This window comes from Cohaesibacter celericrescens, from assembly GCF_002866925.1.
Classification (GTDB): domain Bacteria; phylum Pseudomonadota; class Alphaproteobacteria; order Rhizobiales; family Cohaesibacteraceae; genus Cohaesibacter; species Cohaesibacter celericrescens.
In genome coordinates this window covers 33,552-55,647 of the sequence record NZ_PKUQ01000011.1, presented here as the reverse complement: position 1 = coordinate 55,647, position 22,096 = coordinate 33,552, and the positions used below count along the sequence as shown (strand labels likewise).

24 protein-coding genes are annotated in these 22,096 nt (G+C 51.9%); 15 read left to right on the top strand and 9 right to left on the bottom strand.

Annotated elements, in window-relative coordinates; translation table 11 throughout:
* Window positions 1-23 precede the first annotated feature (23 nt).
* The 4 genes from C0081_RS06325 to C0081_RS06310 all read left to right on the top strand — a co-directional run bounded on the left by C0081_RS06325 (window position 24) and on the right by C0081_RS06310 (window position 3,289).
* Window positions 24-773: an electron transfer flavoprotein subunit beta/FixA family protein gene (locus C0081_RS06325; protein ID WP_101533021.1), complete on the top strand. Its 750-nt coding sequence runs from the start codon at window positions 24-26 to the stop codon at window positions 771-773.
* A gap of 20 nt (window positions 774-793) precedes the next feature.
* The gene (locus C0081_RS06320) at window positions 794-1,723 is read left to right on the top strand and encodes an electron transfer flavoprotein subunit alpha/FixB family protein (protein ID WP_101532972.1); all 930 of its coding nucleotides are present in this window, start codon (window positions 794-796) and stop codon (window positions 1,721-1,723) included.
* 249 nt (window positions 1,724-1,972) lie between these two features.
* Window positions 1,973-2,854 carry a 3-hydroxybutyryl-CoA dehydrogenase gene (locus tag C0081_RS06315; protein WP_101533020.1) on the top strand — a complete coding sequence of 294 codons (882 nt, stop codon included), beginning with the start codon at window positions 1,973-1,975 and terminating at the stop codon, window positions 2,852-2,854.
* A 228-nt stretch (window positions 2,855-3,082) separates the two neighbouring features.
* Window positions 3,083-3,289, top strand: coding sequence for a hypothetical protein (locus tag C0081_RS06310; RefSeq protein WP_101532971.1), 207 nt, complete (start codon window positions 3,083-3,085; stop codon window positions 3,287-3,289).
* Between the two features lie 143 nt (window positions 3,290-3,432).
* Here the strand turns inward: C0081_RS06310 and tlpA are convergent, their stop codons facing one another.
* Window positions 3,433-4,062 carry a thiol:disulfide interchange protein TlpA gene (tlpA, locus tag C0081_RS06305; RefSeq protein ID WP_101532970.1) on the bottom strand — a complete coding sequence of 210 codons (630 nt, stop codon included), beginning with the start codon at window positions 4,060-4,062 and terminating at the stop codon, window positions 3,433-3,435.
* A gap of 159 nt (window positions 4,063-4,221) precedes the next feature.
* On the opposite strand from tlpA, the gene argH reads away from it, so the two are divergent.
* The 3 genes from argH (at window position 4,222) to lysA (ending at window position 7,346) form a co-directional block, all read left to right on the top strand.
* A complete protein-coding gene (gene argH, locus C0081_RS06300) occupies window positions 4,222-5,622 on the top strand; it encodes an argininosuccinate lyase (RefSeq protein ID WP_101532969.1) in 1,401 nt (466 codons plus the stop codon).
* A gap of 119 nt (window positions 5,623-5,741) precedes the next feature.
* Entirely contained in the window at window positions 5,742-5,990 is a 249-nt protein-coding gene (lptM, locus tag C0081_RS06295; protein WP_101532968.1) for an LPS translocon maturation chaperone LptM, read from the top strand.
* An 84-nt stretch (window positions 5,991-6,074) separates the two neighbouring features.
* Complete coding sequence (lysA, locus tag C0081_RS06290; protein WP_101532967.1) at window positions 6,075-7,346, top strand: diaminopimelate decarboxylase; 1,272 nt, start codon at window positions 6,075-6,077, stop codon at window positions 7,344-7,346.
* Between the two features lie 88 nt (window positions 7,347-7,434).
* On the opposite strand, the gene C0081_RS06285 is transcribed toward lysA, so the two are convergent.
* The 3 genes from C0081_RS06285 to C0081_RS06275 form a co-directional block, all read right to left on the bottom strand.
* Window positions 7,435-7,845, bottom strand: coding sequence for a response regulator (locus C0081_RS06285; RefSeq protein ID WP_101532966.1), 411 nt, complete (start codon window positions 7,843-7,845; stop codon window positions 7,435-7,437).
* A 165-nt stretch (window positions 7,846-8,010) separates the two neighbouring features.
* Window positions 8,011-8,535 (bottom strand): hypoxanthine phosphoribosyltransferase, encoded by a 525-nt coding sequence (hpt, locus tag C0081_RS06280; RefSeq protein WP_101532965.1) that lies wholly within the window; start codon window positions 8,533-8,535, stop codon window positions 8,011-8,013.
* A 63-nt stretch (window positions 8,536-8,598) separates the two neighbouring features.
* Window positions 8,599-9,717 carry a zinc-ribbon domain-containing protein gene (locus tag C0081_RS06275; protein WP_180966782.1) on the bottom strand — a complete coding sequence of 373 codons (1,119 nt, stop codon included), beginning with the start codon at window positions 9,715-9,717 and terminating at the stop codon, window positions 8,599-8,601.
* Between the two features lie 235 nt (window positions 9,718-9,952).
* On the opposite strand from C0081_RS06275, the gene ftsE reads away from it, so the two are divergent.
* The 5 genes from ftsE to C0081_RS06250 all read left to right on the top strand — a co-directional run bounded on the left by ftsE (window position 9,953) and on the right by C0081_RS06250 (window position 14,104).
* Window positions 9,953-10,612 (top strand): cell division ATP-binding protein FtsE, encoded by a 660-nt coding sequence (ftsE, locus tag C0081_RS06270; protein WP_101533019.1) that lies wholly within the window; start codon window positions 9,953-9,955, stop codon window positions 10,610-10,612.
* Window positions 10,613-10,629: 17 nt separating this feature from the next.
* Window positions 10,630-11,937, top strand: a complete 1,308-nt coding sequence (locus C0081_RS06265; RefSeq protein ID WP_101532963.1) for a cell division protein FtsX — start codon at window positions 10,630-10,632, stop codon at window positions 11,935-11,937.
* A gap of 28 nt (window positions 11,938-11,965) precedes the next feature.
* The gene (locus C0081_RS06260; RefSeq protein ID WP_101532962.1) at window positions 11,966-12,721 is read left to right on the top strand and encodes a YdcF family protein; all 756 of its coding nucleotides are present in this window, start codon (window positions 11,966-11,968) and stop codon (window positions 12,719-12,721) included.
* Window positions 12,722-12,858: 137 nt separating this feature from the next.
* Complete coding sequence (locus C0081_RS06255) at window positions 12,859-13,614, top strand: lysophospholipid acyltransferase family protein (RefSeq protein ID WP_101532961.1); 756 nt, start codon at window positions 12,859-12,861, stop codon at window positions 13,612-13,614.
* A 133-nt stretch (window positions 13,615-13,747) separates the two neighbouring features.
* Window positions 13,748-14,104: a hypothetical protein gene (locus C0081_RS06250; protein ID WP_101532960.1), complete on the top strand. Its 357-nt coding sequence runs from the start codon at window positions 13,748-13,750 to the stop codon at window positions 14,102-14,104.
* Window positions 14,105-14,128: 24 nt separating this feature from the next.
* Here C0081_RS06250 and C0081_RS06245 read toward each other — a convergent pair whose 3' ends face one another.
* Complete coding sequence (locus C0081_RS06245; RefSeq protein ID WP_210200412.1) at window positions 14,129-14,695, bottom strand: gamma-glutamylcyclotransferase; 567 nt, start codon at window positions 14,693-14,695, stop codon at window positions 14,129-14,131.
* A 139-nt stretch (window positions 14,696-14,834) separates the two neighbouring features.
* On the opposite strand from C0081_RS06245, the gene C0081_RS06240 reads away from it, so the two are divergent.
* The gene (locus C0081_RS06240; protein WP_180966781.1) at window positions 14,835-15,878 is read left to right on the top strand and encodes a DUF2125 domain-containing protein; all 1,044 of its coding nucleotides are present in this window, start codon (window positions 14,835-14,837) and stop codon (window positions 15,876-15,878) included.
* A 47-nt stretch (window positions 15,879-15,925) separates the two neighbouring features.
* Here the strand turns inward: C0081_RS06240 and C0081_RS06235 are convergent, their stop codons facing one another.
* The 3 genes from C0081_RS06235 to C0081_RS06225 form a co-directional block, all read right to left on the bottom strand.
* Window positions 15,926-16,903: a prephenate/arogenate dehydrogenase family protein gene (locus C0081_RS06235; RefSeq protein ID WP_101532957.1), complete on the bottom strand. Its 978-nt coding sequence runs from the start codon at window positions 16,901-16,903 to the stop codon at window positions 15,926-15,928.
* A 2-nt stretch (window positions 16,904-16,905) separates the two neighbouring features.
* On the bottom strand, window positions 16,906-18,018 hold the full coding sequence (gene hisC, locus C0081_RS06230; RefSeq protein ID WP_101532956.1) for a histidinol-phosphate transaminase: 1,113 nt from the start codon (window positions 18,016-18,018) through the stop codon (window positions 16,906-16,908).
* A 147-nt stretch (window positions 18,019-18,165) separates the two neighbouring features.
* Window positions 18,166-19,008 carry a chorismate mutase gene (locus tag C0081_RS06225; protein WP_180966780.1) on the bottom strand — a complete coding sequence of 281 codons (843 nt, stop codon included), beginning with the start codon at window positions 19,006-19,008 and terminating at the stop codon, window positions 18,166-18,168.
* Window positions 19,009-19,275: 267 nt separating this feature from the next.
* On the opposite strand from C0081_RS06225, the gene metX reads away from it, so the two are divergent.
* Both metX and metW read left to right on the top strand, forming a co-directional pair.
* Complete coding sequence (metX, locus tag C0081_RS06220) at window positions 19,276-20,511, top strand: homoserine O-acetyltransferase MetX (RefSeq protein ID WP_101532954.1); 1,236 nt, start codon at window positions 19,276-19,278, stop codon at window positions 20,509-20,511.
* A complete protein-coding gene (gene metW / locus C0081_RS06215) occupies window positions 20,508-21,164 on the top strand; it encodes a methionine biosynthesis protein MetW (RefSeq protein ID WP_101532953.1) in 657 nt (218 codons plus the stop codon). Before metX ends, metW begins: the two co-directional genes overlap by 4 nt.
* On the opposite strand, the gene C0081_RS06210 is transcribed toward metW, so the two are convergent.
* Window positions 21,161-21,967 (bottom strand): class I SAM-dependent methyltransferase, encoded by an 807-nt coding sequence (locus tag C0081_RS06210; RefSeq protein ID WP_101532952.1) that lies wholly within the window; start codon window positions 21,965-21,967, stop codon window positions 21,161-21,163. The two genes, metW and C0081_RS06210, sit on opposite strands and share 4 nt — an antisense overlap.
* Between the last annotated feature and the right edge of the window lie 129 nt (window positions 21,968-22,096).

Sequence of the window (22,096 nt, the reverse complement as noted above, 5' to 3'; positions counted from 1 at the left end):
GGTTCACATGGGAGACACAATCCATGAAGATCCTCGTACCCGTAAAACGGGTTGTAGATTATAACGTCAAAATCCGTGTCAAAGCAGATGGATCAGGCGTTGATCTGGCCAATGTCAAAATGTCCATGAACCCGTTTGACGAAATTTCCGTCGAAGAAGCGGTTCGCCTGAAAGAAGCCGGTATTGCCACCGAGATCGTTGTGGTCTCCATTGGCCCGCAGCAGGCACAGGAAACCCTTCGCACCAGCTTGGCCATGGGCGCAGACCGTGCGCTGCTGATCAAAACCGATGAAACGGTAGAGCCTCTCGGCGTCGCCAAGCTGCTCAAAGCTGTGGTTGATGAAGAACAGCCAGGGCTGGTGATTGTTGGCAAGCAGGCCATTGATGACGACAGCAACCAGACCGGTCAAATGCTTGCCGCTCTTCTGGGCTGGCCACAGGCTGCTTTCGCCTCAAAAATAGAAGTCGAAGGTGACGAAGCAACCATCACTCGTGAGATCGACGGCGGTTCACAGACTATTAAAGTGACATTGCCAGCGGTCATGACCGCTGATCTACGCCTCAATGAGCCACGGTATGCATCACTGCCCAACATCATGAAAGCCAAGAAAAAACCACTCGACACCAAAGAAGCAGCGGATTACGGCCTGGATATCGCGCCGCGTCTTGAGGTGCTTTCAACCGCAGAACCCGCTGCGCGTAAAGCCGGCATCAAGGTTGAGACCGTGGCCGAGCTGGTCGATAAACTCAAAAACGAAGCCGGTGTGCTTTAAGGCAAAAGTGGAGATAGACCATGACAACCCTTCTGATTGCCGAACACAACAATACGGCTTTAAATGAAGCCACCCACAAGGCGCTCACAGCCGCTGTTGAACTGGGCTCTGAGGTGCATATTCTTGTTGCTGGCAAAGGCTGTGCCGATGCAGCAGCTGAAGCAGCAACGCTGACCGGCGCAAGCAAAGTGCTCATCGCAGAAAGCGACGCCATGGAGCACCAATTGGCCGAAGCCATGGCAGCACAGATCCTATCCATCGCTGGCGACTATGATGCTTTGGTTGCTCCTGCCACCTCAAATGGCAAGAACTATATGCCGCGCGTCGCCGCATTGCTGGATGTGATGCAGCTTTCCGAGATCACAAAAGTTATCTCAGCAGACACGTTTGAGCGCCCCACCTATGCGGGCAACGCGATGCAGACGGTCAAAAGCTCTGACGCCACAAAAGTCATCACCGTACGCACCTCCACCTTTGCCGCAACGGCAACCGGTGGCTCTGCGCCGGTTGAAACCATCGCAGCTGTTGATGCCCCCGCTGGCACCAGCTACATCGGCCAGGAATTGTCCGCTTCTGACCGCCCTGAGCTGTCCGGTGCGCGTGTCATCATCTCTGGTGGTCGCGGCATGGCCTCCGAAGAGCAGTTCAATGCGGTCCTGACACCTCTTGCTGACAAGCTAGGGGCTGCCATCGGCGCTTCCCGTGCCGCCGTTGATGCAGGCTATGCACCAAATGATCTGCAAGTTGGCCAGACCGGAAAAGTGGTTGCCCCTGAGCTTTATATTGCTTGCGGCATTTCCGGCGCGATCCAGCATCTGGCCGGCATGAAGGACTCCAAGGTGATCGTTGCCATCAACAAAGACGAAGAAGCTCCGATCTTCCAGGTCGCGGATTATGGCATCGTCGGCGATTTGTTTGATGTTCTGCCTGAGCTGGAAAAAGCACTGTAACGCATTTCAATACAGCTTCTGCTTTTCAAAGAAGAGCGTTGTGTCAGATGCGCAGGGTCTTACCGTCTGCAAAAAAGCAAGCCAAAGGGTGTACTGCTCGCATCCTTTGGCTTTTTTCGCATTTGCGAAACGGCAAATTATCTGCCACACTTTCCATCCGCATCAGGACAGTCCTCATTAACGTGAGCTGCTGCCTTCAAATAGACAAACCATAAAAATAGCCGCAAATGGCGGAAATCGGTGAGCAAAGTGATTTCAGAAATCAAGAAAATTGGCATCATTGGCGCCGGCCAGATGGGCAACGGTATTGCACATGTATGCAGCTTGTCCAAATATGAAGTGATCCTGAATGATCTGGATAAAGACAATCTGGACAAGGGCATGGCCACCATTCAGGGCAATATGGCACGCCAAGTTTCCAAAGGGGCTATCTCTGAAGAGCAAATGCAGGCTGCACTGGACAACATCACACCCTCACTTGCGCTTGACAGCATGTCAGAGGTTGATCTGGTTATCGAAGCAGCCACCGAACACGAAGAAACCAAACGCAAAATCTTTTCCGCGGTCACACCAATCCTACGCCCCGAAGCCCTGATCGCTTCGAACACATCGTCCCTGTCCATCACACGTCTTGCGGCAGCCACAGATCGTGCAGAGCAATTTATCGGCATTCACTTTATGAATCCGGTTCCCGTGATGAAACTGATCGAGCTGGTGCGCGGCATTGCCACGGATGAAAACACCTTCAAAACAGCCAAACAGTTTGCTGACAATCTAGGCAAAACGGTCGCAGTATCTGAAGATTTCCCGGCCTTCATGGTCAACCGTATTCTGCTGCCCATGATCAATGAAGCCGTTTACACCCTGTATGAAGGCGTCGGCAACGTTCAATCCATTGATACCGCCATGCGTCTTGGTGCCAATCATCCAATGGGGCCATTACAATTGGCCGACTTTATTGGTCTGGATACCTGTTTATCCATCATGCAGGTGCTTTACGAAGGCCTTGCCGACACCAAATATCGCCCTTGTCCTCTGCTGGTTAAATATGTCGAAGCAGGTTGGCTGGGTCGCAAAAGCCAACGCGGCTTTTACGATTATCGTGGCGAAGTGCCGATACCTACCCGCTAAGGCACCCCGGCAATCAACCAATACGCATCAAAACCGAGGCCATATGGATCTCGGTTTTTCTATTGGTGGTATCAGTTTGACACCTGCAAACATTGGCGGCACCCTCCATTAGCACAGTCTAACCCGGCATCAGAAACAATCAGAAATCATTTTAAGGACTTGTTTACTCTGCCTTAAGAAATAGCTGAGACAATCAAACTCGGGTATCTGGGAATACAGGAGAGTCCAATGTCAAATGTCGCTACCTTAGGGTCAGCCCTCGCTTATACAAATGCCGCTCAAGGCAAAATGGAGCTTGGTGCAACATTGACAAAAATGGCGCACAACTCGGATACAGCAATGGCAGGTCTTCTCGACAGCCTTGTACAGAAGGGTATGGAGAGCGGTGGCTCAGCACCACAAGGCATGGGCCAGAATCTCGACATAAAAGCCTGACATCATTGCCGCGATCAGCATTCCACAGCACCACATACACAAAAAAGCCCGAATTGTTCCGGGCTTTTTGTTTATCCGATCGAAACTGACACCAACACCAATGCATGGCGCACATTGGTAAATTTATTATTGGGCAACCTGCACTAATCAGCCATCATGGCAGCTTTGATCATCACCTTCGCCTGATCGCCTCCCCAAGCAGCAGGGCCGGACATATGCGCCAAAGAACAGCCATCGCTGTCAAGAATAACGGTCGTCGGCATGCCGAAGGCCATGCCACGGCTTCTCAACGCTGGAAACAGAGCCATTCCCTTGTCATAATAGAGCGCGAGATGCTTTAGTTCGATCTCGTCAAAAAACATACGCGCCTTCCCCGGCGCCTTACGATCAAGGCTGACGGTCACCACTTCGAAATCACCCCCGCCCAAATCAGCCTGTAATTCATCGAGGTCAGGCATTTCCGTCCGACACGGTGCACACCATGTGGCCCACAAATTCAACAAAACTGTTTTGCCCTTAAAATCAGCAATCGTTATATCGGTGCCATCTTCGCGTTTAAACGCAAGGCCACTCATATCGGACGGATGGCCGGTGAATTGCAACGCGGCAATCTCTCCCTTGATATGAGGATCGATTGCTTCCATCCGCGTCTTGGAAGCACTGCAAACCTCCGCTGCTGCCGCCGCAAAGGGCGTTGCCAAAACAACCGCAACAGCGACCGAGCAATGAACCAGCCTGGTCTGCACATTCTTCAATCCGTCCAAAGGCGACATCCCGCTCTTCCCTTCATTCTGCTTTTCAGGTCCCGATCTGATGGGACATCTTGATTCTGATATCAACTCTATCGCTTTTTCCACCTTAAGGCGCTGACAGCCTTATTTTGTTGTGGCATAAAGCACCTCAACGAGAACTCACCAATTGGAACATGCATCATGAGCAATAAAATGTGGGGCGGCCGTTTTTCCGAGGGCCCTGACGCCATCATGGAAGAAATCAACGCCTCCATAGACTTTGACAAGATTCTTTACGCGCAAGATATTGCCGGTTCCAAAGCTCATGTCCGCATGTTGGCTCAACAGGACATTGTTTCCGCCGATGATGCCAAAGCAATCGAACAAGGTCTAGACACAATCGCGGGAGAAATTGAGGCAGGCACCTTCACTTTTTCGCGCGCACTGGAAGACATCCACATGAATGTGGAAAGCCGCCTTGCCGAATTGCTTGGCCCAAGTGCCGGTCGCCTGCACACCGCACGCTCGCGCAACGATCAGGTCGCGACGGATTTCCGCCTCTGGGTCCGTGAAACCCTTGATGGGCTTGATGACCAGCTTGGCGGCTTACAGCATGCCTTTGCATTCAAAGCAGTTGAATTTTCTTCTGCGGTTATGCCCGGCTTCACGCATTTGCAAAGCGCCCAGCCAGTGACATTTGGTCACCACATGCTGGCCTATGTGGAAATGCTGTCCCGCGATCGCGGCCGGATTCAGGATGCCCGCAAACGCATGAATGAAAGTCCGCTGGGCGCTGCCGCTCTTGCCGGGACATCGTTTCCGATTGATCGGCACATGACAGCAGAAAGCCTCGGCTTTGATCGCCCCACGGCCAACTCGCTCGACAGTGTGTCTGACCGCGACTTTGCACTGGAGGCGCTGTCTGCGGCTTCGATCTGCGCTGTGCATCTGTCACGGTTTGCCGAAGAATTGGTCATCTGGTCATCAGCCCAATTCCGGTTTGTGAAACTGTCAGACAAATTCTCCACCGGCTCCTCCATTATGCCGCAAAAACGCAATCCCGACGCCGCCGAATTGGTCCGCGCCAAGGCAGGCCGCATCATCGGTGCGATGAATGCCCTGCTGATTGTTATGAAGGGTCTGCCACTCACTTATTCCAAAGACATGCAGGAAGACAAAGAGCAAACCTTTGATGCCCTTCAAAACCTGTCTCTTTGCGTGGCGGCCATGACCGGTATGGTTGGCGATCTGGAACCAAACCTGAAAGAACTAAAAAAAGCAGCGGGCTCGGGTTATTCAACGGCCACCGATCTGGCCGATTGGCTCGTGCGCAGCCTCGACATGCCGTTCCGCAATGCCCATCACGTAACGGGAACGCTTGTTGGCATGGCCTCAGACCGCAATATCGAGCTCCATAGACTGAGCCTTGAAGATATGCAGTCAGTAGAACCGAAAATCACCGAAGATGTTTTCTCGGTCCTTTCGGTTGACAAATCGGTCCGCAGTCGCACCTCTTACGGGGGAACATCTCCTGTGAATGTCAAGAAACAGGCAAGAAGCTGGTTGAAAACGCTTGAAAAAGAGAGATCAGCCAAGCAATAGTTCACCCAAAGCAACGCTCAGGGGCTATGCCCCTTGGGCTGTTTGGATCAGCGGACGACAGGTCCAATGTCCAGAATCATTTCGCCGACACAGCGTGTAAGGCATAAGGACGTGAAGCGATGCTCTTTCAGACATCCCATCTGGCAATCACAAAAACAGGTGTTAAGCTGTTGATCCTATTTGCTCTGGCAACAGGTCTGACAGCCTGCGGGCAGCGCGGCCCGCTGGTCGCGCCAACAGCGAACACCAATATGAGCACAGATGTGCAGGACCCATCGGTAAAAGACGGCATCTCGGATTCAGACGAACAGACTGATTCGCGAACCAAGGCACCGGATGAGGGTTTTATTTTGGACCCGCTGCTCTAATCCCGGCCATATTTCCTTTAAAGTCCATCGTGCTCCGCCTTGCCCGTTTCCCCGGTGCCGGGCTGACTGATCTACGAGGCAATCATGCATCATTTTGACTATATCGACGGCGTCATGCATGCCGAAGCCGTTTCCATTGCCGAGATCGCCAAGCAAGTGGGCACGCCCTTCTATGTCTATTCCACAGCGACATTTGAGCGGCATTTCAAAGTTTTTTCCGAAGCTTTCGGCGGGGTTTCTTCACTCGTATGTTATGCCATGAAAGCCAATTCCAATCAGGCTGTTCTCAAAACCCTTGCCCGTCTAGGTGCAGGGGCCGATGTAGTCTCCGAAGGTGAATTGCGCCGGGCATTAGCGGCAGGAATTCCCGCCTCCAAGATCCTATTCTCCGGTGTTGGAAAAACCCGCCGCGAACTCACCTTTGCGCTCGAACAGGACATTCTTTGCTTCAATGTCGAGTCCGAACCCGAGCTGGAACATCTAAGCCTCATTGCGTCCGAACTCGGCCGTGTGGCACGTATTTCCATTCGCATCAATCCGGATGTCGACGCTAAAACCCACGCTAAAATCGCCACAGGTAAATCCGAAAATAAATTCGGCATTCCTTGGAAACGAGCCCGCGACGTTTACAATCGCGCTGAAAATTTACCGGGTATCAAAGTCACTGGCATCGACATGCACATTGGCAGCCAGATCACCGAACTTGAACCTTTCGACGCGGCCTTTGAGCGACTGGGCGATCTGGTGCGCCAATTGCGTGAAGACGGCCATGACATCGACCATGTCGATCTGGGCGGAGGTCTCGGCATTCCCTATCATGCCGATCAATCCCCTCCCCCATTGCCACGCGACTATGCACAAACAGTCAAAAAACACGTTCAGAATCTGGATTGCAAAGTCTATTTTGAACCCGGTCGCCTGATTGCCGGCAATGCAGGCATCTTAGTCACCCAAGTCATCTATCGCAAAGAAGGTGAAGGCAAAACCTTCGTCATCGTCGATGGCGCAATGAATGACCTCATCCGGCCAACCCTCTATGAGGCCTGGCATGATGTGCGCCCGATTAAAGAGCCGTCCTTCAACACACCCGTTGCTACCGTCGACATTGTTGGGCCTGTATGTGAAACAGGGGATTTCCTCGCTCAGAACCGCTCACTGCCTCAGCTAGAGTCCGGCGATCTCGTCGCAATCATGTCTGCTGGCGCCTACGGCGCTGTGCAGTCTGGCACCTATAACAGCCGTCTTTTGGTGCCCGAAGTCATGGTCCACGGGGACCAGTGGTCAGTGATTCGCCCCCGCCCTTCTTATGAAGACTTGCTAGGGCTCGATACCATTCCCGATTGGCTAGAGGATTAAAACCTTAATAGGGTAAAAATAACAAAGGGATGGCACTTGCCATCCCTTTTGCATTTCTGATCTCGATTAAGGACAGCCAAAACCATCACTAACCATACAAAGACCGCACCATAGACGGCGGTGCAATCGCAGCCTCGCCAGACAAAGCGTCTTTCACGGCACCACGAATTTCAGCCAGCGAGAAAGGTTTGGATACCACATCGTGAACAATCGCGTTCAGGCTGTCACAACGCTCACGTTGATCGGCAAATCCGGTCATCATCAAGATGGTGATATCAGGCCAGTCTTTCGCTGCTGATTGCGCCAAGGCAATCCCGTCCATCATTGGCATCTTGATGTCGGTCAACAGCAGATCAAAAGACCCGTCATGTTCAGACAAAACGTCCATCGCATAACTGCCATCTTCGGCCGTTTTGACATCATGTCCGTCCATCATCAAAGCCCGTTGAACAAACAAACGCACCCCGTCGTCGTCTTCAGTCAGAAGAATTCGGGCCATTTACCCACTCCCACTTACTTTTACTCTTTTTAGTCACACCAAGGTCTTTTGCCGACCTTACCTCTCTATTTGACAGGTAAAAGGTTTACCAAAAGCGAAAGGGAGAACGAAAAGTGAAATTAGCAAACGGAAGATGTCTAGAACGGCGCCAGAACCATCCCTAAATCAAGTGAGATATCCAACAAATGGCACTTCGCGGTAGGAATGCGCTTTGTCCATTCCATAGCCTACTACAAATTTGTCCGGGCACTCAAACCCAACAAATTCACCCTGAATATCAGCGACTCGCTTGCCGGGTTTATCGAGCAAAACGGCTATATCGACGCGAGATGCCCCACGGTCGGTCAACAAACCCTTGGCATAAGCCAGAGTCCGCCCAGATTCCAGAATATCATCGATCAACAGGACATCCCGTCCCTCAACAATAGTCTCGATGTCCCGCACGACTTTCACATGCCCTGTGGATTTGGTGCCTGAGCCGTAGCTGGACAAAGACATAAACTCCACTTCCAACGGCACGCCAGCACGGTAAAGTGCACGCAGCAAGTCAGCAGCGAAAACGAAGCTGCCCTTCAAAACGGCAATCACCAAAAGATTTTTATAGCCGCCAGCAGCTATAGACGCAGCCAGTTCCTGATTGCGTTTTTCAAGGGTGGCCTCGTCATAAAGAACGTGGATGGTTTCAGTCATGCTTTTTTTCCGGGTTCCTGTTTGCGCGGATGGGATCACAGCGACATGCCCAGATCACATGCTCTACTGATGAAACACTCTGAGCGATATATATTTGGCTTGCGAGGGCGCTGCAATAGAAGTCTCGATCCGTTTACGCTCTCCGGGGCCCAAACCGACATGATCTGGCCCAATGGCCCATGAATAAAGTTCTGTATCATTGTTGCCAAGCACAGAAAATTGCACAGAGGGAAGGAGTACAGGATCTAAACCGGGATTAACAAGCTCGGTTTCGACGCTGATCACGGGAGCCCCTCCTTGCTGTAGAAACTTGACATCCACCATATCAAAATCAACGCCAGCCACATTGACGTCCATTCCCACTAGCCCATAAAGCGAGGCAAGATCAGGCAAGGTCCGGACCCAGAATTTTGGTGCGGAAAACAATGTGATCAACACTACAAGGCACATTCCCAGAGCGCCACCGCCCAACATCCATTCTCGCTTCGCAATCAATTGAGCACTATCTTGATGCGCAGGCTCGGGTCTTCTCCGTTTGCGCCGTCTGCGGCGCACGCTTGTTTCTATGTCCTTGCCCCGCGCGACCACTTTTTGCGCTTCAAAGGCAGCAGCGTCCATAAGATCAACCACAGGGGACTCATACCCTTCGTCGACGCCTCCTTTGATGACAAATGGATCATTGCTTTTGGCTAAATTGCCAGCTGTGGCTTTATCCGGTTGCGGTGTGTCAGCAGCAGGGCTGTCAAACAGAGCATCAATACCATCTTGATCTTGATCTTGCTCCTCGCCAGCAGAGGGAGCATCAAAAAGCGCATCAATACCATCTTGATCTTGCTCCTCACCAGCAGAGGGAGAATCAAAAAGCGCGTCAATACCGTCCTGATCCTGTTCCTCGCCAGCAGCGGGAGAATCGAACAAGGCATCAATGTCATCCTGACTTTGTTCCTCATCACCGGGGGAATCAAACAAGCTATCGATATCATCTTGCGAATTTTCTGCCCCGCCCTCAGGACCCTCTGCAGGGGCCTCCTGCACCGGATTGGCGGCTTCAGGAATGGGAGCGACCGGTTCGGCATGCCAAGTTTCGCTGCAATTGGCGCAACGCACAGCGCGGCCATCGGTGCCAATATAATCATCGGGCACCTGATAACTTGTTGAACAATTGGGGCAGGTAATTTTCATCGGCGCTTCAGTGCTTTGATCCGAATTAACAGATCGCCCTTTATAGCACGACCACCAGCAAAGGCACATAAGGTCGAACACATGATTGAAACTGGGCGAATCATCCACACATAGGATACCAGCCCTTAATAGTTTGCCAAGGCCTCCTGAAAGATCGACCTCTGCGAGCACAAATCGGATGAACTTGGTAACAAAATCATGCAAGCTCACCCAATCAACAAAAGGAACGACCGGATTGATTCGTTTTGAGAATGTAGGACTGAGATATGGCATGGGGCAGGAAGTGCTGCGTGATGTATCCTTTCATATCCCGCCCAAATCGTTTCAGTTTCTTTCCGGACCATCCGGGGCGGGCAAAACCTCGCTGCTGCAGCTGATGTTTCTCTCCATCAAGCCCAACCGGGGTCTGATCAAGATCTTTGGCAAGGACACAGCGCGACTGGACCATGATGAGCTTTCCGAGTTACGCCGCAACATCGGTTTTGTCTTTCAGGAATTTCGCCTGCTCAACCACCTGACAACGTTTGAAAATGTTGCGTTGCCGTTGCGCGTTAAGGGCTTGTCTGAAAGCGACTATCGGACGGACGTTGCCGAATTGTTGCAATGGGTCGGTCTGGGCCACCGCATGCATGTCTACCCGCCGGTCATGTCTGGTGGAGAAAAGCAACGCGCAGCGATCGCCAGAGCGCTGATTTCTCGTCCCAAACTTTTGCTCGCCGATGAACCAACCGGTAACGTTGATCCCATTCTGGCCCGCCGCCTGTTGCGCCTGTTCATCGAATTACACAGATCGGGCACATCTATCGTAATCGCGACCCACGATACCGGCCTCATGGATCAAATCGATGCACGCAGGATCGTTCTGAATGACGGCGCCCTATTTATTTATGATTGAGCGAAGGGAGAGCGATCATGACCGAAAAACCAGTTGATCAAGAAAACCCTTATCTGCGTGCAATCGAACGCAATACTATCGACAATCGCGACAAAGAAACCTCTCAACCTCCCCTTGCGCCCATGCCGACAAGCACGCCACACGTGGGCTCCTATCTGGGCCATACGGAGCGTGAGAATTTTGAAGAGCTGCTGCCACAGGAATATTGGGATAAAGCCTCGTCAACCAACACAGCCCCCAGCGATATATCCCACAACACCCAAGGCCCACAAGATCAACTCACATGGCCTGAAGACACAACCGTCCAACCCCAAGCCAAACAGCCCCAACACATCCCGACCGCCGAACCAAAAGACAAACAGCCCAGAGGCAAACGAAAATCACTCAAAGCCAAGGCCATGACACAAGCGGCCAGTTTCGCCGTTGGCAAGCGGCCGGGTCCAATTGTACCCAAGGGCACAATCGCAGGGCACTCGCTCATGCTGGTCATCGCGATTATGAGTTTTCTGGCCGCTCTCACGGTTGCGGCGGTCACCATCATTTCGGACGCCACGCGCGATTGGCAATCGGATATTTCCCGTGGTGCCACCATTCAGATCCGGCAAGTCGATGGCATAGACATCGAAACAGAGTTGGCCAAAGCCATCACAATCGCCCGACAGTCACCGGGTATCAGCAGCGCAACGGTGCTCTCGGCCAGCGAGTCTGGCGCCCTGCTGGAGCCATGGCTCGGGCTTGATCTGTCCTTTGACGACCTGCCCATCCCACGATTGATTGAACTGACCATAGACAATCCCTCGGCGGTCGATTTTGTGACCTTGAGCAAATCCCTGCAACAACAGGTAACCGGTGCGATACTCGACAATCATCGCTTTTGGGTTGAACGCCTGCGCTCTATGGCAGAAACCGCCATTCTCGTCGGCTTTACCATCCTCTTACTGGTCATCGCCGCCACGGTGCTCACCGTGGTTTTTGCCACCCGTTCCGCCATGTCTGGCAACAAGGAAACCATCGAAGTGCTGCACTTTGTCGGGGCTAGCAACAAATTCATTGCGGGGGAATTTCAACGCAAATTCTTCACCCTCGGATTTAAGGGGGCATTGGCCGGTGGTGGCGCGGCCATTTTTATCTTCCTTATTATGCAATTGCTGGTACGCGAAGACGAAGGCTCCGCGACGCTGGACCAAATGCAGGCATTGCTTGGCGTGGTTGATCTTGGACTTGCCGCTTACATCGGAACATTTGCTCTGGTTGTGGTCATCGCCGTGTTCACCGCAATAACAACAAGATTGACGGTTATGAATACACTGAGCAAACTGTCGTAAAATCCGAATCACAACCCTACAGGCTTGAATGTCCGAACAAAGCACCACGTCCAGCATAAGCATCAAACCAGACGCACCAACTTCTGCCCGGAAATCGTTCTTTCCTTGGCGCAAAGTGCTGATTGCTGTTGCCTTGGTGGTTTTTTTCACCTCAACGCTGGCGGCGACCGGATTGGCGATGTTCACAGGCTATGTGTTGTTTGCCAATGAACACCCCCCGGCAAAGGCCGATGCCATCGTTGTGGTGACAGGCGGAGCCGGGCGGCTTGATCGCGCTGTGGCTTTGTTGCAAGACGGAATGGGCAAAAAATTGCTAATATCCGGCGTCCATCCACGCTATTCCAATCGCACGCTGCTGAACCGTTTTGATCTGACATCCAGCCAGATCAATTGTTGTATTGATCTTGATAGTCAAGCCCTCAATACAGTTGCCAACGCAACACAAACAGCCGTTTGGGCACAACAAAACGGTTTCAAGAGTCTGATTATCGTCACCAGCGCCTATCACATGCCCCGTACAATGCTGGAAATGCGCCGCGCGGCACCAGATATTCAACTGCAGAGCAATCTGGTCACCCCGTCAAACCAGCACTCCGTGCTATCGCGGCTTTTCAACTGGAACAACATGCATCTGCTGACCAAAGAATATGGCAAATTGCTCGCTTCGATATTACACGGCACATCCGAGCGTTTGAATCCCCAAAAAAACAGGGGCTTTGCTGATGCGGCAGACACCGTGAAAGCCCCACTGAATACTGGACAGGCAAGCAGAATTGGTCAATAACTGCCATTGAACCTATATCTGGCACATCATCACTTGTGTCCAAGCAAATTATAAGCCCACCATTGGCAAGAGCAGCCAGATCACCCTTAGATTTGCTCGAACTATTTTGTGTGTCAATTTCGGCAGGAGAAGCTTTAATGCTGTTGATTCGATCAGTGCTCTTTCACATTGCCTTTTATCTGGTCACGGCATTCTGGGCGTCGCTTTGCGTTTTTGCCTTGGTACTACCCCGCGCTGTAGTCATGTATTTCGCCCGTCAGTGGGGTTTGAGCTGCACCCGCCTTTTCACCCTTATTGTCGGTGGTACCTACGAAGTACGGGGCAAAGAAAACCTGCCATCCGGTGAACGTCTTATTCTTGCCTCCAAGCATATGAGTGTCTTCGAAACATTTTCTCTTGTGCCACTGGTCGATGACCCCCTGTTCATTCTCAAACGAGAATTGACATGGATCCCTCTGTTTGGCTGGGCCGTTGCCAAAGGCAGCATGATCCCAATTGACCGCGGAGCACGCGCCAAAACATTGAGAAGCATGTTGGCCCGTGCCAAACAGAAGATGGCGGAGAACAAGCGTCAACTGATCATCTTCCCAGAAGGCACACGCCGCCTGCGCGATCTGAAACCGCATTATAAATTTGGCATCACCCATGTTTACAAAGCCTTGGAAGTCCCTTGCTATCCGGTGGCATTGAACACCGGCTTGTTCTGGGGGCGGCAGTCGTTCATCCTGTATCCAGGCAAGATCATCGTTGAAATTCTACCCCCGATTCCTCCCGGATTGGAACCAAACGAGTTTTTCGAGAGAATCAGCACCACAATTGAAGAAAACAGTGATCGATTGATCAAAGAAGCGCGTGAGGGCAATAGCAAATTGCCGCCAGCAAGAAATATCTGAGCAACAAAATCTATATGTTGTATTCGACGGAGAATTCCCTACATTATGTAGAAGAATTAGCGTTTGCAAAGACGCCTATTTTGTTCTACTTTTGTTCTCAAGAGTAGCGCCGCTTGAATTTGGGGGAAAATCAATGGCATCAAAACCTGTCGGAGATTTGACGATAGACAGCATAAGCAATCGCTTTTGCTATTGGCAAGGCGATGCCGGTATACGCTATCTCTTTTCCCAAATTGCATTGGATGACATCAGCATTTTTGAAGACTGTGTTTTGCTATTGGCGACCGAAACAGGCACCCAGCTAAACGTTCAGTGGATTGGTGAAATATCTGATCTATCGCCTCTCGCATTTGAAGACATTGCATCCGAAGACCTAAAACATCTCACGATTTATGTACATTTGCTCGCAGGCAACAAAGACGCACGGCAAAAAGTCATCGCAGATCTCGGTGACGATGCTGGCAGGGCAGCCTGCCTCCTTAGTGCTTAATCGCTCCGCGACACCGCCTTCATTTCATTCAAAGTGCTCTGAAAATCGCGTCGGGGCACGCAGACGCCCTGCGAGTTTGAACAGCTCGGTGTCTTCAATCTCGATATCTCTAAGGTGATCAACAGTGTTGAGCACATAGTCGATATTGGGGCCAGCTTTGCCATGGCCAGCCGATACAATCCGCACTTGTTCATCCATCGGCAGTTTGCCCGCATATTGAATATGCTGATGATCGGCTACATAAGTGACCGCTTCCACAATCTGTCCGTCGCGATTGCCCTGCTCATCGCTTATGGTCACAGGTCCAGAGCGTTCCAGATACACCATGGTCACTTGTTCGCGCTCACGCAAATATTGCAACACAGCATCGCGATTCTCCGCTGCCACACGAAACACCATTCCCATACTGCTGCCGCCATCATCCAAACCAAGCACGAGGCCAGGGGTTTCTTCTGTCCCGCGATGAACATAAGAATAGACACACAAAGCCCGATGATAACCTTGCAACTCGCCAACGAAGCATTCTTCATATTCAAAACCGGGACGCCACATTAAGGAGCCATAACCAAAGACCCAAAGATCACTCATCATTCATTCTCCAAATGCGCCTTGCGACCAATTTCAAAGTTGGATATCTCAATCAACAAAGCCTTGATTGCGCCACAAGAACAGGCGACAAGGGCCTTGGATATCAACCTGCCCTTTGATTTGCAAGAGAATGAGCCGTCCAATGTCAGCACACGACCAAGCCCTCGCGAAAAGCCGACCCAACCACCGCAAGTATGTTTTTCTTGGACTTTTTGTATTGCTGGTCATCGCTGGCTGGTCCGCCTTCTGGTATGTCAGCTACACCAAGACCCAAAGCCTGATTGATCGTTTGATGGCGCGGCAAATCAACGGCACCCCTGTTTTGCAGTGCCAGAACCAGACTCTGGGCGGGTATCCTTTCAGGCTTCTTTTAACCTGCTCATCCTATACGGCCCAAAACGCTCAAAATGGCTGGCGTGTGGAAGGGGGAGCATTCCGCGCCATATGGCAGATCTACACGCCCAATCTGGCATTGATTGAGTCAGACACCCGTCTCACCATCAGCCATCAACCTTCTGGCCAGACCTTTGATATGGTCTCCAGCCTGATGCGCGGCTCGGTTCGGTTCAGCCCCACGGAAATTATCTCCCGCGCTTCATTTGAGGCAGCCAACCCAACGGTTACCTCGAACAATCCGGCCTTTTCAAACATGCTAGGCGAAATCAAGGCTGACTCTCTCGCCTTCCATGCGCGGCCCAACCCTGACGAGTCCAACGATCTAGATCTATCCATGACAGCCACAGAACTCGCCGCAGGGAGTTTTCCGATTGTCTCCGGCCAGTTTGGTGTCACCTTGATTGAAGGCCTATCCGCTTCCATTCGCAATCAAGGCAATCCAGCCCGCGCATGGCTGCAACAGTCCGGCGAGGTCAAGGATATCAACGGTCACGTAGACATCGGCCAGAAGACGCTAAAATTGAACGGGGATGTGTCGTTTGATCAGCAAGGTCTAGCCAATGGGTTGGTAAAGCTGAAGATCCTCAATCCAAGCGTAGATGCCGCAACAGCGGGCAAAACACTCAGTGCAAAACGGGATGGCCTCAATGGGCCACTAACCGCTTTGCAATTGATGGGCAAACCCGTCAAAGACGGCGATCTGATCGGCTCGGAAGTTGATATCAAGTTGAAAGGCGGCAACATTCAAGCAGGATTCCTGCCCTTGGGCCGTCTACCCGCCATTCAGTAGAATCTTACTTCATTGGCATCGGCAGCAAAGGCGCAAATTAAAGCGCTCTAACTGCCGGTATCTTTGTGATCATCTGATTTCAGTTGCTCTGCACGCGTCTCTCCGCCTTCAACAATATGGCGACCAAAGTCAGAGGCATCCACTTCTTGGCCCGCGTCAATAATGCTGCGGCGGATGGATCGAGTACGCGAAAACAACTCATACAACGTATCCCCATCTCCCCAGCGGATGGCCCGTTGCAGCGCCGTCAGATCCTCGGTAAACCGTCCCAGCATCTCGAGCGTCGCTTCTTTATTATGCAAGAAGACATCTCGCCACATAGTCGGATCAGACGCAGCCAAACGCGTGGAATCCCTGAAACCACCGGCGGAATATTTGATCACTTCTGAATTGGTCACCATTTCCAGATCAGAGGCCGTTCCGACAATATTGTAAGCAATCAAATGCGGCAAATGCGACGTAATGGCCAACACATGATCATGGTGGTTGGCATCCATTGTCTCAACGTTCGAACCGAGCACAGTCCAGAATTGTGCCAACTTGTCGACAGCAGCCGCATCCGTGCCTTCCGGTGGTGTCAGGATACACCAACGATTGATGAACAGTTCCGCAAAGCCGGAATCAGGGCCTGATTGTTCTGTGCCGGCAATCGGATGCCCGGGAATAAAATGCACTGTCTTGGGCAAATAAGGCTGCATCTGGCGAATGATGGAGGCTTTAACCGAGCCCACATCGGTGACGATCGCCCCTTCTGCCAAATAAGGAGCAATGGCTTTGGCCACCGCTTCACAGGCACCGACTGGTGTGCAGACGATCACCAGATCAGCATCCTTGACGCTGTCAGCCACGTCCTTATGGTAACTATCACCCAGCGACAATTCTTCGGCCCGCGCCAAAGTGGCCTGCGAGCGTGTATGAATGGCAATATGTTCAACAAGCCCTTTCTGACGAGCCGCCAGCGCTATGGATGAGCCCAAAAGGCCAATCCCGATCAGGGTCATGCGCTTGAATAGGAAGTCAGACATGGTCACGCGCCTTTGAGAAAATCTTCTAAATGTGTTAACACAGCTTCGCATGCATCTGCCGAACCGACGGTCATCCTCAAACCATTGGGAAAACCATAATTACCGACAAGCCGCAAGACGCATCCATGTTTCAACAAATAGGCATCGGCTTCCACGGCCCCCTTCCCCGGAACATCAGGGAAATGCATCAACACAAAATTGCCGACACTTGGCGTAACTTCGAGCCCCAAGCTTTCCAACCCTTTGGTCAGCTTGGGCAGCCATTCATCATTATGGGCCACTGCTCTGCGAACAAAGTCCTGATCGCGAATAGCAGATATACCAGCAGACTGCGCGGCACCAGAAACATTGAAAGGCCCGCGAATGCGGTGCATGGCGTTGATGATCGCCTCTGGTGCAAAACACCATCCCAAACGCAAACTGGCCAAGCCATAAATCTTTGAAAAAGTGCGGCTCATAACGACATTCTCAGAAGATCCAGCAAGCTCGATCCCGGATTCATAGTCGTTTTTGCTCACATATTCGGCATAGGCTGCATCCAGAACCAAAACCACATCGCCCGGCAGACCAGCGTGCAACCTGCGGATTTCAGAAAATGGCAAATAGGTACCGGTGGGATTATTCGGGTTGGCGAGGAACACCATTTTGGTTTTGTCCGTCACGGCCGCCAGGATAGCGTCCACATCCGCCACGCAATTCTGTTCTTTAACAACAACCGGCGTCGCACCAGCCGCCTGAATAGCAATCGGATAAACCAAAAAGCCATGCTCGCAATAGATGGCTTCATCGCCTTTTTCCAAGAAGGTGTAGGCAAGCAAGCTGAGAACTTCGTCTGAACCAGCACCGCACAAAATACGTTCAGGATGAATGCCATGCACCTCCCCGATTGCCTCGCGGAGCTCGCTGCAGCCGCCGTCTGGATAGAGTTCAAGCTGACCGGCAACCTGACGATAGGCATCAATCGCCTTGCTGCTGGCACCAAGGGGCGTTTCATTGGACGACAGTTTGTAAACAGGGCCGGTGGAATAGCTCTTGGATTTCCCGGGCACATAGAGAGGGATATTCATCACCCCATCACGAGGCTTGGGACGCACCGGTTGACCTGACACAGACATAAGACCACTCCTGAAATATCTATACTTTTTCATTGCTTGGCCACTTCTACAGCCAAGCTCTCGACCCATTCAAGCAAAAAGGCTTGCGAACCGCGAGAATCCGACAAGCCAGATGTTATTTGCATTAAAATCGAGCGCCAGATGCACTCATAAGGAGGAAAGCGCGATCGGGCTCCAATAACCACCAACATTGCCCCGGATCACCATCGGGTTGTCAGCAAGTCGTGTCAGGCTTTCGATCTCCACATTCGACACCGAAAATGGCATCGCAGCCAAAATCTCACAATGCCCCTCTTCCATCACCCGCGACAGAATTCCGCCACCAACACTGGTAATGGCATCATCCACCCCGCTACCAGATGGCGCAGAAAGCGCCACAAGCCGTATATCGGGCACGGTCGTATCCATCAGCGGCATGGACAACACAAAACAGTCTTTCGCCGCAGGTCGACCCGCCTGCGCAATAACCGGCAACCGCGCAATCACTTGCACCCCTTTGTCAGAAAGGGGGATCCACCATGCCTTTTGGGCATCAGGCTCATTGCCAGCAACACCCAACACCCTGCCTTGCCCCGTACGTACCTGTTCGATCACCTGATCACGGGTCTGCGCTTGGGTAAATCCAACTGTAAAGCCAAAATAAAACCGCGCCATATCGCGCAGATCCGCACCCGGCTCAACAACCACTTCGTAAGGAGCCTGCATATGTGTGAAGGTGGCAATGATTTCGCGCCACAGATGTTCAACGGCAGTAATCGGCAAAATACCCCGATGCCGACCGACCAAGCGGCGCATCATATCCATCTCACGACCGGGCCTGAAGGCAGCCCCCGGCTTATCGGTCCGCTTGACAGCAATCAAAGCTTCGACAATCTCGCTGCGCTCAATCAAATTGAGATGGATTGACTCATCAATCCGGTCAATCCGCTGACGCAATTCATCAAGTGTCGGCACTGCTTTTTCGTCCGAACCTATCGGGGTGTCATTCATGAAGTCATTCCTGTATTCCAGAGCGGCTAACGCGCGCCAAACACACAAAAAGTGGCGCAAAATCTGATGATCGCAGATCCTATCTGCAAAAAGGATCATGGACCATTCTTAAAAAGGCAAGGTCACAAAAGCAAAGAAAACATTTGACACCCCCCACTATCGTGCCTAGCTACGAACAAAGAATAAAATGTCCGCAGCCTCTTGCTGCAGGGCATTATGTGGCTCCTGTACACCTGCCACAAACAAGAAGTGATTGAGGAAACACCCATGACCGGCCCAGTAGACAGCAACGAACCAGAGGTCAGCATCAAACATGATGATGACCATCTTGCGCTACATGAGGCGCAGTCCCCATCCAGTTTGAGCGTAACCTTTGGTCCGGATAAACCGCTTCATCTGGATGCGGGAGTGCAGCTGTCACCCTTTACCATTGCCTATGAGACCTATGGAACACTCAATGATGACCGCTCCAACGCGATCATCATCTGCCATGCACTAACGGGCGATCAATATGCGGCATCCCCATCACCTGTTACAGGCAAGACTGGCTGGTGGTCGACGATGATCGGTTCGGGCAAACCCATCGACACAGACCGCTATTTTGTCATTTGCTCCAACGTTCTGGGTGGCTGTTCCGGCTCCACGGGGCCCGCCTCGATCAATCCGGAGACAGGCAAGGCCTATGGTCTGGACCTGCCAGTTATTACCATCCCGGACATGGTCCGAGCGCAGACCATGTTGATCGATCATTTGGGCATCGAAAAACTATTTAGTGTTGTCGGTGGATCAATGGGGGGCATGCAGGCCATTCAATGGGCGTCGGAATATCCAGAGCGCGTCAATTCCGCAGTGCTCATCGCCACAGCGGCCCACCATTCGTCGCAGAATATTGCCTTTTATGAAGTCGGCAGGCAGGCAGTCATGGCTGATCCGGACTGGCATGGCGGGCGCTATTACGACCACGACACAACCCCGCGCAAAGGGCTCTCCGTTGCTCGTATGGCCGCCCATGTGACCTATATGTCCGAGCAATCGCTACAAAGCAAGTTTGGCCGCAACTTGCAAAACCGCGCTGAGAAAACCTTCTCGTTCGATGCGGATTTCCAGATCGAGAGCTATTTGCGCCATCAAGGCATGACCTTTGTTGATCGCTTTGACGCCAACTCCTATCTGTATGTCACTCGAGCAATGGATTATTATGATTTATCAGCAGATTATAATGGACAATTGGCCAAGGCTTTCATGGGAACAAAAACCCGGTTTTGTGTGGTTTCTTTTACCTCTGACTGGCATTTCCCAACGACAGCAAGCCGGACGATTGTGCATGCCCTCAATGCTGCAGGAGCATCTGTCAGCTTTGTAGAAATTGACAGCGACAAAGGCCACGATGCCTTTTTGTTGGAAGAACCAGAATTTTTTGATGCCATCAACGGGTTTCTGAAATCCGCCGCACGCAACATGAATTTGGATGAAGCCGCAGGCAACCAAGGGACTCAAACATGAGCAACGTCGAGAAGACGCCCCCCCTTATCGCAGAAGGAAGAGCAGACAATACCCGTATTGACTTCCAGTTGGTCAAAGACATGGTTGCACCCGGCACCAAGATCCTGGATGTGGGCAGCGACGATGGGGCTTTGCTGGAACTGTTGCGCGATGATCGCAAGGTTGAAGGCCGCGGCATCGAGCTGTCGCAAAAAGGCGTCAACAAATGTGTCGCCAGAGGTCTGTCTGTTATCCAAGGGGATGCAGACGAAGATCTCATCTACTATCCCGATGACAGCTTTGACTATGTCATTTTAAGCCAAACAATTCAGGCAACCCACAACCCCAAAGCGGTGCTGGAACATCTTTTGCGCATCGGCCGCAGAGCCATTGTCTCTTTCCCCAACTTTGGCCATTGGCGCGTGCGCAAAGACCTGCTTTTGAAGGGCCGCATGCCCGTAAACGACTATCTGCCTTACAGTTGGCACGACACGCCCAACATACATTTTTGTACGGTGCGAGACTTTGTCGGATTGTGTGGCGAAACCAACGCCACCATAGAAAAAGCCCACGGTTTGCAGGCAAACGGCGAACGGATTTCGTTTAATGCCCCTTGGTGGTTCTGGAATATTTTTGCCGAGCAAGCCATTTTTCTACTCAGCCGCAAGCCTTAATCTTCATCGATCCAATGATCGTCTCCCTGCCAATCAAAGAACGGATTGCGCATCGGCATTTTGGCTGCAGAGTTGGGCAAATTTGGCACCGGTAGAAAAACCGGACGAAAACTGGATTGCATCAAATTGGCTTCCTTGCTCGGCAAGCCCTGCCGCAGCAACTTTGTTGCTTCCACGATCAAAACCCCTGAAAAAGCGGGCCACAGCCGCGCACCGATTTTCTCCCACCAACGGGCTGGACCAAACCACGACTTGCCTTTGAAAGGGCCAAAATGAAGCGCTTCGCTCCAACGCACTGGGGTGAACATGGTATCGCGCAGCAAATGCGTCAGCTGACCTTTGGAAAATGGGCGCCCATAGGCAAAAGGAGTATGCTCCATTCGCGCCCAAACACCACGCCGGTTGGGCACAACAATCAGCAACCGCCCCCCCGGCGTCAACACACGCCAAATTTCACGCAAATGGTCAGCAGGGCTGTCAACCAGCTCCAGCATATGCACCAATATGATCCGGTCCATACAGGAATCAGGCAGAGGCAAACGATCCGGATCGACCAGACTTGTCAACGATGCACCGTCGGAGGGCCAATAGACGGCTCCTTGCCTGGCAGGCATAAAAACCAGCGTTCGCTCGGCCCCCGTGCGCATGCTGCGAATATAAGGCAGCGCATATCCGACGCCCAAAATACTCAAGCCATTGACATTGGGCCAATGCTGTCGAATCCGCTGGTAGATATAATGCGCGGTAATGCGACCCAAAGACTGAGCGTAAAAATTGCGCAAGTCGAGAACATCAAGAAACATACATAACCGCCTTTGCCTTTGCAGCAGGACGATCCCACCGGCTTATTACAGATCCGGATACAGATCTAATGTGGCATTCACGAGCCGCAATTCCAAGACGCAAAACCAAGAAATTACCGACGGAAAATC

Bases quoted from the DNA above. Each gene is read 5' to 3' on its own strand.
- C0081_RS06325 (WP_101533021.1), top strand. From the start codon at position 24: ATGAAGATCCTCGTACCCGTAAAACGGGTTGTAGATTATAACGTCAAA.
- C0081_RS06320 (WP_101532972.1), top strand. From the start codon at position 794: ATGACAACCCTTCTGATTGCCGAACACAACAATACGGCTTTAAATGAA.
- C0081_RS06310 (WP_101532971.1), top strand. From the start codon at position 3,083: ATGTCAAATGTCGCTACCTTAGGGTCAGCCCTCGCTTATACAAATGCC.
- tlpA (WP_101532970.1), bottom strand. From the start codon at position 4,062: ATGTCGCCTTTGGACGGATTGAAGAATGTGCAGACCAGGCTGGTTCAT.
- argH (WP_101532969.1), top strand. From the start codon at position 4,222: ATGAGCAATAAAATGTGGGGCGGCCGTTTTTCCGAGGGCCCTGACGCC.
- lptM (WP_101532968.1), top strand. From the start codon at position 5,742: ATGCTCTTTCAGACATCCCATCTGGCAATCACAAAAACAGGTGTTAAG.
- lysA (WP_101532967.1), top strand. From the start codon at position 6,075: ATGCATCATTTTGACTATATCGACGGCGTCATGCATGCCGAAGCCGTT.
- C0081_RS06285 (WP_101532966.1), bottom strand. From the start codon at position 7,845: ATGGCCCGAATTCTTCTGACTGAAGACGACGACGGGGTGCGTTTGTTT.
- hpt (WP_101532965.1), bottom strand. From the start codon at position 8,535: ATGACTGAAACCATCCACGTTCTTTATGACGAGGCCACCCTTGAAAAA.
- C0081_RS06275 (WP_180966782.1), bottom strand. From the start codon at position 9,717: ATGAAAATTACCTGCCCCAATTGTTCAACAAGTTATCAGGTGCCCGAT.
- C0081_RS06265 (WP_101532963.1), top strand. From the start codon at position 10,630: ATGACCGAAAAACCAGTTGATCAAGAAAACCCTTATCTGCGTGCAATC.
- C0081_RS06260 (WP_101532962.1), top strand. From the start codon at position 11,966: ATGTCCGAACAAAGCACCACGTCCAGCATAAGCATCAAACCAGACGCA.
- C0081_RS06255 (WP_101532961.1), top strand. From the start codon at position 12,859: ATGCTGTTGATTCGATCAGTGCTCTTTCACATTGCCTTTTATCTGGTC.
- C0081_RS06250 (WP_101532960.1), top strand. From the start codon at position 13,748: ATGGCATCAAAACCTGTCGGAGATTTGACGATAGACAGCATAAGCAAT.
- C0081_RS06245 (WP_210200412.1), bottom strand. From the start codon at position 14,695: ATGATGAGTGATCTTTGGGTCTTTGGTTATGGCTCCTTAATGTGGCGT.
- C0081_RS06240 (WP_180966781.1), top strand. From the start codon at position 14,835: ATGTCAGCACACGACCAAGCCCTCGCGAAAAGCCGACCCAACCACCGC.
- C0081_RS06235 (WP_101532957.1), bottom strand. From the start codon at position 16,903: ATGTCTGACTTCCTATTCAAGCGCATGACCCTGATCGGGATTGGCCTT.
- hisC (WP_101532956.1), bottom strand. From the start codon at position 18,018: ATGTCTGTGTCAGGTCAACCGGTGCGTCCCAAGCCTCGTGATGGGGTG.
- C0081_RS06225 (WP_180966780.1), bottom strand. From the start codon at position 19,008: ATGAATGACACCCCGATAGGTTCGGACGAAAAAGCAGTGCCGACACTT.
- metX (WP_101532954.1), top strand. From the start codon at position 19,276: ATGACCGGCCCAGTAGACAGCAACGAACCAGAGGTCAGCATCAAACAT.
- metW (WP_101532953.1), top strand. From the start codon at position 20,508: ATGAGCAACGTCGAGAAGACGCCCCCCCTTATCGCAGAAGGAAGAGCA.
- C0081_RS06210 (WP_101532952.1), bottom strand. From the start codon at position 21,967: ATGTTTCTTGATGTTCTCGACTTGCGCAATTTTTACGCTCAGTCTTTG.